This is a genomic window from Mitsuaria sp. RG (assembly GCF_028369275.1).
GTDB classification, from domain to species: domain Bacteria; phylum Pseudomonadota; class Gammaproteobacteria; order Pseudomonadales; family Pseudomonadaceae; genus Aquipseudomonas; species Aquipseudomonas peradeniyensis.
The window spans coordinates 1-12,971 of sequence record NZ_JAQMYQ010000079.1 but is presented as its reverse complement, the minus strand read 5'-3'; the positions used below and the strand labels follow the sequence as shown (position 1 = coordinate 12,971).

The following is a 12,971-nucleotide window of genomic DNA, read 5'->3' as shown; positions in this document are numbered from 1 at the left end:
GCGGACGGCGAGTTAAGACCAAAGTAACCCGCCGTAAGGGCGGAAAGGTGACTAAATATCGATATCTTCTACGAATGCACATAAAAAACTCAAAACAAGCACCAAAGAACCCAACTCACCCCTCAGCATACATCCACCTCATCAACGAATGCCGCCCACTGATCCCCAACTTGATCGCCGCCCTGCGCAAGTAGCTCTCCACCGTATTGACCTTGAGCCGCAAATGCTCGGCCTGCTGCGGCGCCGTACGCCCGGCCAACAATCCTTCGCACACCTGCATCTCCCGCTCCGACAAGCTGATCCCCGTTTGGCGCAGCCGTTCGAGAAACCGCTGTCCAAGGCTGTCGACATCCACCGGTTCAGGCGCAACTGGCTGCAAGGCATTGATGTGCTTCTCCAGCATCGGCATCAGCAACGGCGAAATGTCTTCAAGCCGGCTGCGCTCGGTCGCCGAAAAGCCAACCCGCGGGTCAGCCCGCAACACCGTGATCTCGTAGCGGTAACCATCCTTGCGTCGCGCCAGGTGCAGGCGGGCAGGGTCGTCGAAGTCTTCGCCCGAATCACCGGCACTGAACACCGTCTCGCTGATCAGCGTCGCGTCCGGGCGGGTGGCGCAAACCGGGTCGCGCAACTGGCGAATGTGTGTGGCATCAATAGTCAGGTGGGTCTGGATCAGGTCGTGCAGATACCGCGGAAAATGGCGGCTGCCGGTACTGGCTATGACTTTGCCGATCTGCGGGAAGAGCAGGTGCGAATTCATCGTGTCATCCATGATAGGCGTTGGAACAAAGGGCCCGCGCACGCCAGTGACCAGCGTCCTTGACTGCCGGCGGGGCCGTTGGAGCTGCTTGCTATCCTAGTACAACGATTGAGTGACGGTTAAATGAAGCAGGAATAATGGCATAACAATATCATCGATCCCGCCGGGCATCCGCCTTATCGTGCAGTCGGGTATGATGCCGATCCTTTCCCATCACGAGGCCCGCCCCATGTCCCTGAGCGCTGACCAGATCGTCGAATTCCGCCATTTCGCCGAACAGCTGGCCGAGGCCGCCGCCACCGCGATCCAGCCGTACTTTCGCGCCAGCCTGGATGTCGAGGACAAGGGCGGACGCCTGTACGACCCGGTGACGGTCGCCGACAAGGCCGCTGAAGAGGCCATGCGCCAGCTGATCCAGGTTCATTATCCAACGCATGGCATCCTTGGCGAGGAGCAGGGCGCCGCACAGGGTAGCAGCCCGTTGACCTGGGTGCTCGACCCAATCGACGGTACCCGAGCCTTCATCACCGGCCTGCCGCTGTGGGGCACCCTGATCGCTCTCAACGATGGCGAGCGCCCGGTGGTCGGCGTGATGAACCAGCCGTTCACCGGCGAGCGCTTCATCGGCACCCCGCAAGGCGCATGGCGCGGCGAAACGAAGCTCAAGACCCGCGCCTGCGTCGACCTGGCCTCGGCCACGCTGATGTGCACCACCCCTGACATGTTCGACACCCCGGCACGCAAGGCGGCCTTCGAGGCGGTCGCCGGCAAGGCGCGGCTGATGCGCTACGGCGGCGACTGCTACGCCTACTGCATGCTGGCTTCGGGGTTCGTCGATGTGATCGTCGAGGCGAGCCTGCAGCCGTACGACGTGCAGGCGCTGATGCCGATCATCGAAGGGGCGGGCGGTGTCATCACCGCCTGGGATGGCAGCTCGGCCCAGGACGGTGGCTGCGTGGTGGCCTGCGGCGATCCGGCGCTGCACGCGCAGGTGGTGGAGATGCTGCGTCACGCCATGTAATGCTGTGCGCCCGCAATCGGCCTCGCCATCGCACTTTTTCGCATTTGTGCGTTCTATGCATGGCCAGGCCCCGCCGATCCCCGGCTGGGCCGACGACTTCCACCGGTGCCGATGGCCGTACGACGACATGCTCAGTTTCCCCGCCGCCTGCTGCTGGCCGGTACCCTGGTGTGCCTGGCCGCCTGCACCCAGCAACAGGGGCGCGACATGCTCACCCAGTTCGGCAACGGCAAGCCGGACGAGCTGTTCCAGACCAGTGTCGACCGCATGGCGACCCTGGCCATGCGCGACAACCTGCAAAGCCTCTACTTGCTGATGAACAAGCTGTACCTGCGTAACCCCAGCCAGTGGAAACAGTCCGGGTACCTCGACGCCACCACGGCGGCGCGGCAGATCCGCATCGCCATCGAGCAGCGCCAACCCTTGCCGCAACTGGGCGAGCGCCGTGACCTGGCGGCCCTGAGCTACGCCCTGAGCCCTGAATTTCGCGGTGATCGGGTCGGCGCGTTCATCTACGCCATCGGCAGCATGCTGGTTACCGCCCATGGCGGGCGCACCGAGTTCTACATGACCGACACCCTTGACCCGTTGTTCATCAACAACGCTGCCCGCAACATCGAGAAGGCCACCTGGATGCTCAGCCAGCGCCAGGATGCCAACGGCGTGCTGCTGCTGTTCTCCAACGAGATCTCCGAGCAGGGCAGCAACCTGAGCTTCGCCGTGGAGTTCGGCAAGGTCGTCGCCCGCCTGGACCTGCTGGCGCAGATGCTCGATGAGCGCTACCGACGGATCGGCCTGAACTATGCGCAGAGCCTGCTGCTGATGAATTTCCTGCCGGTGCAATGATCCATGTCCGCTGATCGCACAAGCTGACCCGGTCACTGTCCGCTGTCCGCCCGGCGTTTGTCGCCTGCGCATTGCCCAGACCCCGGGTTTTTGCTTAGTGTGGGCTTTGCCAGCCGACCGTCACCTGCCCCGACACACACCGCGCGGCTGAATAGAATGACCGTGAACGACCACCTGCGCACCCCTCGGTAGCCGCAGGCGGCGCCCATAACAATAACGATGGCGAGTGCCTTGTCCATGGAAAGCCGCCTGCTGAGCGAGCAAAGCTGCGTGTTCCACCACGCCGACCCTTATGCCGTGTCCGACTATGTGAACCGGCATGTGGGCCAGCACCATATCGGCCTGTCCCGCACCACCCACCCCCAGGCCAGTCTCAGCCACCGCAAGTTCGCCGAGCTGGACCTGTGCCGCATCAGCTACGGCGGCAGCGTTCGCGTTACCTCGCCGGCACTGGAAACCATCTACCACCTGCAGGTGCTGCTCAACGGCAATTGCCTGTGGCGCGGGCACCAGCGCGAGCACCACCTGGTGCCGGGCGAGCTGCTGCTGATCAACCCGGACGACCCGGTGGACCTGACCTATTCCGAGGATTGCGAGAAGTTCATCCTCAAGCTGCCGGTGCACCTGCTCGACAGTATCTGCGCCGAACAACGCTGGCAGCGCCCCAGCGGCGGTGTGCGCTTCCTGCGCAACCACTACCGGCTGGAGGAACTGGGCGGTTTCCTCAATCTCTTGGGCATGATCTGCAACGAAGCCGAAGTGAGCGGCTCACTGCCGCGGGTGCAGGGGCACTACAGCCAGATCGTCGCCAGCAAGTTGCTGACGCTGATGACCACCAATGTGCGCATGGAGACGCTGGGCGGGGCGGGCATGGGTCTGGAGCGGATTCTGGACTATGTGGAGCGCAACCTGAAACTGGAGGTGAGCGCCGAAGCGCTGGCCGAGCAGGCGAACATGAGCGTGCGCTCGCTGTATGCGCTGTTCGATCGCCACCTGAGCACCACGCCCCGGCAGTACATCCGCCAACGCAAGCTGGAGCGCGTGCAGGCCTGCCTGAGCGATCCCAGCTGCGCGGTGCGCAGCGTCACCGAACTGGCGCTGGACTACGGCTTCCTGCACCTGGGGCGGTTTTCCGAGAGCTATCGCCAGCGTTTCGGTGAGTTGCCGTCGGAAACGCTCAAGCGGCGAGGCTAGCCAAAGCGCGGGACAAACCCAAGTGGGCTTGCCCCGTGTTCGAGGTGGATCAGGCCACATCCACCAGCACGATCTCGCTGTCCTGCAGCGCGGTCACCTTCAGCACCGTCTCCTGCTCGATCGCCACGCCGTCGCGCGCCTTGGCCTGCAGCCCGTTCACTTCGACCAGCCCCTTGGCCGGTACCAGGTAAGCACGGCGCCCTTCATCGAGACGGTACTCGGCGCTTTCCCCGGCGCGCAGGGTAGCGGCCACCAGACGTGCATCGGTGCGGATGCGCAGGCTCTGCTCATCGCCCTCGCGACCGCTGGCCAGGGTCACGAAACCCTCGCCACGCTCGCCTTTGGGGAACGGCCGGGTACCCCAGGACGGCGCATCGCCGACCTTCTCGGGGATGATCCAGATCTGGAAGATCCGCGTGTCGACCTTCTCCAGGTTGTACTCGCTGTGGACGATGCCGCTGCCGGCACTCATCACCTGCACGTCGCCGGCCTCGGTACGGCCCTTGTTGCCCAGGCTGTCCTGGTGGGTGATGGCACCTTCGCGAACGTAGGTGATGATCTCCATGTCACGGTGCGGGTGAGGCGGGAAGCCTGCGCCGGCGGCGATCAGGTCGTCGTTCCAGACCCGCAGGTTGCCCCAGTGCACACGCGCCGGGTCATGGTACTCGGCGAACGAGAAGTGATGGTGGGCGTCCAGCCAGCCGTGGTTGGCGTGGCCAAGGCTCTCGAAGGGTCGCAGTTGCAGCATGGTGATGCTCCTCTGATTCGGTGGAATGGGGCCATGATGCGGCTTTAATAGATCGATAAAAAGCGTAAATATCGGCTTTATATGATCTGATAATTCGATAATATTTGGTGTGAATCAGCATGCGTTTCATCGCCTAATGCCCTGATCCATAAGCATTCGCTGGCACTTTTGCGTGGATGAGGCGAACATGCCCGTTGTTTCGACTTTCAATGGAGTGACCGTGCCTCACGAGCATCCCCAGGCCCCGGCCGACCTGACCCCGCCCGCCCAGTTGCCCTGGCTGCGCCGCCTGGCGGCCCGCCTGCTAGGGCGTGGCCTGTCGGGCCTGCAGGCGCAGCACCGTGACTCCTGGTTCCTGGGCCACGCCACGGGGCAGCGCAACGGCCATTCTGACGGCCTGCGCGAAGGCTATGAGCGGGGCCGGGTGGATGGCTATGAGGCCGGGCGCCAGGTCCTGGTAATCCGCGATACACGCCCCGAGCATGTCGCCGTGCCGGGCCAGGACGACAACCTGTTTGACGACTGGCGCCTGCCGCTGACCACCGAGCTGAAGAAGCGCTTCAAGGCCGATGTCGCCCAGCGCCTGCCTGCCGAGGCGCAACCGAGCGCGGCGCAGTGGAAGCTGATCTTCAGCGACACGCCGTCCACTTGCGTGGTGGCCGGTGCCGGGGCGGGCAAGTCGACCTCGCTGGTGCTGCGCATCCTGTTGCTGCGCCACTACCTGGGCTTCGAACTCGATGCCCTGACCGTGGTGACCTTCACCCGCGAGTCGCGCAAGGACTTCATCCAGCGCCTGCTGCAGGTGTTCGCCCTGTGGCAGGTTGAGCTGTCACCGGCCCAGGGGCGCGAGCTGGTGCGCACCTTCCACTCGCGCATCCTGCCACTGGTGCGCAGCCTGCCGGGTTTCGCCCAGGTACGGGCGTTCGAGACCCTGGGCAGCGAGATGCCCGTTGGCAGCGAGGCCAGCGCCGACAGCAATCCGTTCGACCTGCGCCTGAACGACGCCCAGCGCCAGCAACTCAACCTGTGCTACCGCGACCTGATGGGCCAGAGCCCGCGTTTTGCCCAGTTGATCGGGGCGCTGCGCCAGGAAGCCCTGCTGCTCAAACCGCTGGATCCGGATCACCCGGACGTGCAGAAACGCGCCCAGGTGACCCAGTTGGCGGCCCAGCGCGACGAGGAGTTGTGCGATGTGATCGAGGACCTGTGGTTCGCCGCCGGCGCCTGGCCGATCAAGGGCATCGAGCCGTGCCGGGACACGGTGCAGATCCGTGGCAGCCGCTTCCATGTGCACGGTCGCCTGGAAGGGCTGGATGCCTGGGTGGTACTGGGCTTCGACCCAGCCGAGAGCGGCCAGTACCAGCGCCCTGGCGCCAAGCTGGCGGTGCGTGCGGAATGGGCGGTTAAACGCACCCTGTTTCAAGCTTTCTGTGATAAGCCATTGATATGGCTTGATAACTACTCATCGGCAAAGCGCTTGGCGGCATCCTTGGCGGGTGATGCCGTGGCGGGTCCTGGCTTCGAGTACAAGGTCAAGGGCGAGCTGGCCCCGGCGCCGCTGCTCGACGCCTTCGTCACCGCGGCAAGCTTTATCGAGAACCTGGGCCTGGACGTCAATGCCGCAGTGGCGGCCATGAGTTTCCCGTCCGGCGACACCGATGCGGTCTTCTTCGAAGCCCTGGCCTTGTACTGGAAGGCGCTGGAGGCTCATCTGCTGGCCCAGTCGCCGCCGGTTATGACCTACAACCGCATGTTCGCCCTGTTCGGCGAGAACAACCCGGAGAACCTCGGGCTGTTGCCCGACCCGCTGCTGCGCCCCCTGGCGCACCTGATGATCGACGAGTTCCAGGATGTCTCGCCGCAGATCGTCAGCTGGCTGCGTGCGAGCCTGACCGAGATTCGCCGCCGTGGGCCGACCCTGCATGCCGGACGGGTGGCGCAGCATTCGTCGCTGATGTGCGTGGGCGATGACTGGCAGTCGATCTACGGCTGGCGCGGCAGCTCGCCGAAGTACTTCATGGAGTTCACCAAGGCGTTTCTGTCCCCCGCCAACACGCGGGTGATGCTGGTGGAAAACTACCGCAGTCAGCAGCACATCATCGATGCCGCCGAGCACCTGGTCAAAGGCGCGCCGGCCATCACCGGGAAGAAGGCCAGGGCCGCGGGGCCTGCGGCCGAGCTAGCGCTGACGCCGGTTCGGGTCTTCGACCGCGACGAGGCGGCACTGGCCGAAACCGTGATCGAACACTATCAGCGTGGCGAAACGGTCATGATGTTGTTTCGAAAAACAAGCGATAAGTTATTGATTGAACAGCATTTATCGGCAGTTATTAAGGCTGATTCTAGCTTGCCGCCTGGCCAGCGCCGCCTGCGCCAGCTGACCTATCACAGTGCCAAGGGCCTGCAGGCCGATGCGGTGTTCATGCTGGGCGATTGCCAGTACCTGACCAGCTCGCCGTACAAGAACCAGGTCTACCGCCTGGCCGGCCTGGGCAAGCCAGGTGATGCCCAGGCGTTCGACACGGCGCAGAAGGAAGAGGTGCAGCGCCTGGCCTATGTGGCGGTCACCCGGGCGGTCCGCCATTGCTATTGGCATGTGGAGAAGGCCAGCGGCGAGGCTGCCGGGCAGCCGCGCGCATCAAGCCAGGTGCAGGGCCGGCAGGTCTTCTTCGAGGACCTGCGCGGCCAGTAGCTTCAGTCGTTGGGATCGCGGCGGGTGGTCAGGCGCAGGTAGAGGCCGTCTTCGTCCTCCTCCAGGCCCAGGGCCATGCGTTTCATGCCCGCGATGTAAGGCTCGTTGGTGATGGCCTGGCGCAGGGGCTGGCCATCTTCGCCAAGGGGGCTGCGGCCCAGTGCCTGGGTCAGGGCCTCGATTACCGGGGGTTCCAGCGTGTCGTCCAGTTCATTGCCTTCCAGGTAATCCAAGCCGACGTCCCAGCGGCGCCTGAGCGCATCGAAGCGGTTACTGTACTCCCGGCGCAGTAGACGGCGCCAGGTTGGGTGACGGGAGATCCATTGGCGACGCAAGTCTGCGCTGGCGTCTTGTATCTCGACCTCGTCATGTACCGCGTCTTCGGTCCACGTAGAGACCTCGGCGGTTTGCCGGTAAAGCATCTCCTGCTGCGGTTCGGGGAAATCGAGACGCCTCGACAAGCGGGTGCGCAGGGCCAGGCGGATCTCGATCAGATCCAGACCTTCGCCCAGGCCGTTGTGCAACACGTCGTCCGACAGCGTATCGAAGCGATGCAGGTCCGGCAGCGCAGGCCTGGCGCCACGCTCGCCCAGCGGCCGGGCTTGCCAGGCGTCCAAGACTCGCAGTGCATCGCGCCGCGCCAGTCGCGCGTTATAGAGGTCCTGTGCCAGCGCGTTCACCTGATCACGCCGGAACAGGCGCCGGAAGAATTGGAACAGAGGTGGTGTGGCAATCTCCATGCCTGCGGTTTCATCGTAGGCCATGACTTCGATTTGCAGCGTACCGAACCCATCGGCACCGGCATCACCGCAACTGACCGGGAATGCGGCGGCCACCTCGTTCAGCCGCCTGCGCAGGCGGCTACTGGCAGCTGCCCGGTCAAGCAGCGTCCAGACCTGGCGGGCAAAGACCTCGGGTTGACGCAGCGCACTGGCCGACATGCCGACCTGTTCGACCACATCACGCAGGCAGGCATTGCGGTCACCTTCAAATAGTGCGTTCCAGGTGGTTTGCTGGGCATTGCTGGCGTTGTTCAGCCAGGTTGTTCGCTGCGCTGAAGCTGGAAGAGGTTCCGCGACTGCTTCTTCCTCGACGGAGGCGCCGATTACCCTGAGACTTTCTCGGGTCCGTTCATCCAATGGGTTGTAATTGAAGCGCCAGCGATAATTGGCGCGCCTTGCCAGCAGATGGTCGAAATAGGCAGAGTTCAGGAGGGTGTCGAAATCGGGAACCTGCCCGATGCGATTCATGCTCAGGTCCACTTCGCGCAGCATGCAGGGGGTGCGTTGCATCAAGGTGCTGAGCCCGGTGGGCCACTGCTGAAGTTGGCCGCTGTCCAGGCGCAGGGTGGCCAGATTTTCCAGGCCGCTCAGGTCTGGACTGAGGCCCAGCGGATTCAGGGTCAGGTGCAAGTGCCGCAATTCGCGCATTGAACGGAACGCGCCCGCCATGTCCGCATCCAGCGCAATGCGGTTGGCCCGCAAGTCCAGGTTCTCCAGGCGCAGGCCTGCGATCATCTGCAGGTCCGCCAGGGTGAGGGTCAGACGGTTGCGGGGCAGTTCCAGGCTGCGCAGATTGTTCAGGGTCGGCAATACCTCGTGGGCGGTGACCGGCAGCTGACCCAGGCGCGCACTGCTCAAGCGCAGTTCTCGAAGTTGCGGGGCATTGCGCAGCGCTCGCAGGAGCGATGTGGCGCTGAGTTGCGGGCTGCTGCGTACATCGACTCGGCGCAATGACGGGAAGGCCTGCAAAAAATCGGCGGGCATCTCGATCACATTGAGGTTCTCCAGCGTCAGCGTGGTGATGTGATCGAAACGTGTCGATAGCGGCGGCAGCGCATCGAGGGCGACATTGAACAGGCTGAGCATCTCGCCGTCCAGGCGTTGCCAGGCCCGGATCAGCTGGTCGGTGGTGGTGGTGTAAAACGCGCCGACTTCCTCGCCCCAGTCGTTGGCGCCTGCGCTGGCCCAGGCGCCAAGTTGCTCGCGCAGCACCGCCAGTTGAGTGCGCATCACCTGTATCTGTTCGGTCGCGCTACCTCTGGCGCGCAGGGTGCCCAGCAATTGTCGGATCTCGCGCCCCGTGAGCCCGGGGTACAAGGCGTGCAACTCGCGCTCGGCACGGGAGGCGAACATCCCAGGGCTGAGCGGGTAGCCATACCGGCCATCGCTCAGCCGCAGTGGCGAGCGAAAGCCGGTGGGCATGGGTTGCTGGCCAATCAGCCGGGCGGCGGCGGATCGGTCGGCGAGTGCCGCGTGATAGCGCTGTTGCGCGGACCATTGCGGGTGGCGGGCCACCAGGTTGTCGCTGATGAGCTGGCTATCGGTGTTGGCCAGGCTGTTGCGGTACAGGCCAAGAATTGCACGGTCCAGTCGCACGCGGGCTTGCAGCAGCCGTGCTTCCTCGGCGATACGCAGCGGCACCCGGCCTGCAAGCAGGCTGTCCCGTTCGGCACTGTTGGCCTGGCCGGCCAGTTCGTCGAGTGCCCGCCAGGGCAGGCTGGGAAACTGCCGAGCGATGGCCAGGGTCGCGGGGGAAGCTGCCTTGGGCTGGTTGCTGTACAGACTGTCGAACAGCGATGCCCGCCTTGCACTCAGCCGGTCGGCCATCAGCGTCTGCAAGGCCTGTTGACGTTGAGCGCCTGGAGTTCCTTCAGGCAACAGTGCCGCCACCGTTTCTTCGTCCAGGTTTTCCAGGACGATCCTGGCCAGGTATCCATTCTCAAGGTCGCTGCGGGTCACCTGTATCACCTGGTCGCCGAGCCGGTTGCGGCCATAGCGGGTGGCGCTGCCCATGGGCTCGGCACCGTCGAACACCTCCAGCGCCACATCCTCGGGCCAGCCGGGCAGTTCGCCGAGTACGCTGATGGCGAATTGTTTGTAGGCGGCCAGCGGACGGCCCTGGCGGGTTCGGGCGATGATGGTGTCGGCGGTGCTGTCGGCGTTCAACCGTCGCAGGGCGTCCTCGAGCAATGGCGCAGGGCGTCTGCCGTCGGCGTGGGCCTGTTCCAGCACGCCACGCTCCAGGCCGCTGCTGTCGAGTGCGGCCAGCAGGTCCTCATCGGTCAACCCCTTGCAGAGTGGGCCGAGACGACGCATCAGCTTGACCCGAGGCCACGCCTGAGGCCGCTCGTGCGCCACGCGCCAAGCGCCGTTGCCATTGCCGTGCAAGCGTGGCTGGTAGGCCTGTGGATCGTCCGGGTGGAGGATTCGCCAGTCCCCCCCGGCATCTTTGCGGACCTCGTGGAGGGCATCGTCCAGTTCCAGGAAATGCCGATCGTCATACTGCAGGATGCCTTCATCGTCCGGCTGCAGGTCCACCGGCAGTTCGACCGGGCTGCGATAGGGCGCGAGCTGAGGCTGCCACAGCCGTTCCTGGTCATCGAGCCGGAGGCTTTCCATCCAGTCGACGAAGCCCGAGGCCTTGGCCAGCCTGGCGACACCGGCGATGGCGACCACACTGCCGAGGTTGACGAGCAACGACTCGACCTGGCTCACGGCCTGGGCGTTGTCACCTTCGGACCAGGCCTCGAAACCGTGGAAGATGCTGCTCATCACCTGGCCGGCGCCTACGGCCAGCATGGCGACGTCCAGGCCCGGAACGAACATGGCCGCCACCCCCAGCAGGGTCAGGCCGCGTTCGCCCCACAGCATCAGGCGTTCCTCCCGGGCCTTGGTGTCGATATCCGCCGTCGGTACCGCTACCCTGCGAGCGTCGTCCAGCAGCCGCTGCACATGGTCGTTGAACAGCTTGGGCCACACCGGGAAGGCAATGGGCGTTTCATGTACCGCCAGCGCGGGGAAGCGGACGGGACGCGGTGCTGACTGATCATCTGATTCGCTGGCAATCTCCCTTCCTTGCCAGGGATGCGTGGCGGGCTCGGTCTCGGCAAAGGCCGGGGAAGGTGTCTCGAGAGGGGTCACTTCGGCCAGTGGGCCTTCGAACAACCTGGCCTTGAGTTTTCTTGCCAGCTCCGGGCGATCCTTCAGGGCGACATGTTCCAGAAAACGTTCGCGATAGTCGGGCTCCAGCAAGCGGCGACGCAGGTACCTGCCGAAGGCCAGCAGGTTGATGAATTCCTGTACAGGCCGATCGTCGTCGAAGGGCAGGTAGGCGATATAGACGGGATCGGACTGTCCGTCTGCCGCCAATAGCCACAGGTCGTGCAGTTGCGTGCCCAGCATGCTCAAGGTCCGCACAGAGGCTGTTGCCGCTCCGTAACCTGGCGCCTGGTCGCTGGCGCAGAGCTGGAGCAAAGCCTGGAGACCATCATCGGTCAGGTGTCCACGCATATGGGCGATCAGCGCCTGCGCGGTGAGTTCGTCGCGCCGCGCCTGGCTCCACAGCGGTTGCAGCACGTTTTTTCGCCTACCGCCATAGAAGCTTCGCAGGTGCTGCTGATAGCGCTTGCCCAGGTCGAGCGCACGGCAGTGGCCGACAAAAGCGCTGGTACTCAGACCTGGGACCGGGGTGGTGTCGTCGACGCTGAGCTGCAAGGTGCTGAAGGGGCCGACTTCGGCCATGCCTTCGAAGTTGTGCAGGGCGGCTTCGAGCAGGCTGGTGAGGGTGGCGGCGCCGGACGGTTGTGCGCTCGGGATCGCAGGGCGAGGCCTGTCATGGGAGGCATCTGGATCGGGGAACCCGCCCTCCAGACCCTGGGTGAATGGTTGACGGCTGAACTGCGCTTGCGTGAGGGAAACCTGAACGCCCAACCGCGCCTTCAGCAAAGGTTCGCAGAACTCGGTAATGCCCTGCAGGCCCTGCAAGGCCTTGGCCAGTGCGTTGCTGCTGGCCGTACGCTGCTTGATGGCTTGGCGCAATTCGGCTTGTCGGGCAGGGGACGCCAGGACGAACCAGTCCGCGAGCTGCCCATCCGGTTGGACGTGCTCCCGGTGGGCGCGGCGCAACAACCTTTGAGCGTGGGCTGGCTGCAGCTGTCTGGTCCAGCCTGGCAGGCTGCGCAGGATCTGTTGCCGGTGGTAGGGCGGGTCGATGCTATGCATGGTCGCATTCCAATGAAGGGGAGCGGCCATTCAAGTGCAGGTGGCAAGGTCTCGGGCGGTACATAATTGGGCCGTCGCCAGGGTGATGGCTGACACGCCCCAGACCGTTTGGCCCACAGCACCTGCGGCGGACTCACCGTCGGCCATTGACGGCGACGGCCTAGGGTCAGTCGGCGGGGACGCTGCTATGGTCTAGACAAAGCCTGAACGTGGAGCACTGCCATGCCAGCTTTCACCATCCTGCATATCGACCACCTGGTCCTGCGCGTCGGCGATCTGCAGCGCAGCCTGGCCTTCTACCATGAACTGCTTGGCTGTCCGGTGCGCAAACGCCGGGATTCGCTGGGCATGATCCACCTGGGGGCCGGCGACGGCCTGATCGACCTGGTGGCGATCGACGGCCCGCTGGGGCGCCAGGGCGGCGCGCAGCCCGGCCCGACCGGGCACAATGTCGATCATTTCTGCCTGCGCATCGAGCCGTTCGACGAACCGTCGCTGAGCGCACTGCTGCGCGATGCCGGGGTACGGGTCGAGGCCGCGCAGAAACGCTACGGGGCTGAAGGCGAGGGTGTCTCGCTGTATTGCTATGACCCTGATGGCAATCGGGTCGAACTCAAGGGGCCGCCGTTGGGTAGGGAGTTTTAGAGGCAGGCCGTCAAGGTTGTTGGGCGTTGACCGAGTGAGGCTACCAGGTGTCCGCCGCAACC

The 12,971-nt window shown here is 64.5% G+C and carries 8 protein-coding genes; 5 read left to right on the top strand and 3 right to left on the bottom strand.

Features of this window, described 5'->3' with window-relative positions:
* Nucleotides 1-115: 115 nt before the first annotated feature.
* Nucleotides 116-760, bottom strand: coding sequence for a helix-turn-helix transcriptional regulator (locus POF53_RS25340; RefSeq protein ID WP_232856980.1), 645 nt, complete (start codon nt 758-760; stop codon nt 116-118).
* Nucleotides 761-989: 229 nt separating this feature from the next.
* Here POF53_RS25340 and hisN point away from each other — a divergent pair, with 229 nt between their 5' ends.
* The 3 genes from hisN (at nt 990) to POF53_RS25325 (ending at nt 3,821) form a co-directional block, all read left to right on the top strand.
* Nucleotides 990-1,781 (top strand): histidinol-phosphatase, encoded by a 792-nt coding sequence (gene hisN, locus POF53_RS25335; protein WP_203646408.1) that lies wholly within the window; start codon nt 990-992, stop codon nt 1,779-1,781.
* Between the two features lie 111 nt (nt 1,782-1,892).
* Nucleotides 1,893-2,627, top strand: a complete 735-nt coding sequence (locus POF53_RS25330) for a hypothetical protein (protein WP_203646410.1) — start codon at nt 1,893-1,895, stop codon at nt 2,625-2,627.
* A 237-nt stretch (nt 2,628-2,864) separates the two neighbouring features.
* A complete protein-coding gene (locus POF53_RS25325) occupies nt 2,865-3,821 on the top strand; it encodes an AraC family transcriptional regulator (RefSeq protein ID WP_203646413.1) in 957 nt (318 codons plus the stop codon).
* 49 nt (nt 3,822-3,870) lie between these two features.
* Here POF53_RS25325 and POF53_RS25320 read toward each other — a convergent pair whose 3' ends face one another.
* Nucleotides 3,871-4,569: a pirin family protein gene (locus POF53_RS25320; RefSeq protein ID WP_203646415.1), complete on the bottom strand. Its 699-nt coding sequence runs from the start codon at nt 4,567-4,569 to the stop codon at nt 3,871-3,873.
* Between the two features lie 187 nt (nt 4,570-4,756).
* Between POF53_RS25320 and POF53_RS25315 the strand changes: the two genes are divergently transcribed.
* Nucleotides 4,757-7,261: a UvrD-helicase domain-containing protein gene (locus POF53_RS25315; protein ID WP_498969964.1), complete on the top strand. Its 2,505-nt coding sequence runs from the start codon at nt 4,757-4,759 to the stop codon at nt 7,259-7,261.
* Nucleotides 7,262-7,263: 2 nt separating this feature from the next.
* Here POF53_RS25315 and POF53_RS25310 read toward each other — a convergent pair whose 3' ends face one another.
* Nucleotides 7,264-12,264: a dermonecrotic toxin domain-containing protein gene (locus POF53_RS25310; protein ID WP_498969962.1), complete on the bottom strand. Its 5,001-nt coding sequence runs from the start codon at nt 12,262-12,264 to the stop codon at nt 7,264-7,266.
* 222 nt (nt 12,265-12,486) lie between these two features.
* Here POF53_RS25310 and POF53_RS25305 point away from each other — a divergent pair, with 222 nt between their 5' ends.
* On the top strand, nt 12,487-12,909 hold the full coding sequence (locus POF53_RS25305; RefSeq protein ID WP_203646423.1) for a VOC family protein: 423 nt from the start codon (nt 12,487-12,489) through the stop codon (nt 12,907-12,909).
* Nucleotides 12,910-12,971 lie beyond the last annotated feature (62 nt).

Coding starts and splice junctions, on each gene's coding strand:
- POF53_RS25340 (WP_232856980.1), bottom strand. CDS start 760: ATGAATTCGCACCTGCTCTTCCCGCAGATCGGCAAAGTCATAGCCAGT.
- hisN (WP_203646408.1), top strand. CDS start 990: ATGTCCCTGAGCGCTGACCAGATCGTCGAATTCCGCCATTTCGCCGAA.
- POF53_RS25330 (WP_203646410.1), top strand. CDS start 1,893: ATGGCCGTACGACGACATGCTCAGTTTCCCCGCCGCCTGCTGCTGGCC.
- POF53_RS25325 (WP_203646413.1), top strand. CDS start 2,865: ATGGAAAGCCGCCTGCTGAGCGAGCAAAGCTGCGTGTTCCACCACGCC.
- POF53_RS25320 (WP_203646415.1), bottom strand. CDS start 4,569: ATGCTGCAACTGCGACCCTTCGAGAGCCTTGGCCACGCCAACCACGGC.
- POF53_RS25315 (WP_498969964.1), top strand. CDS start 4,757: ATGCCCGTTGTTTCGACTTTCAATGGAGTGACCGTGCCTCACGAGCAT.
- POF53_RS25310 (WP_498969962.1), bottom strand. CDS start 12,264: ATGCATAGCATCGACCCGCCCTACCACCGGCAACAGATCCTGCGCAGC.
- POF53_RS25305 (WP_203646423.1), top strand. CDS start 12,487: ATGCCAGCTTTCACCATCCTGCATATCGACCACCTGGTCCTGCGCGTC.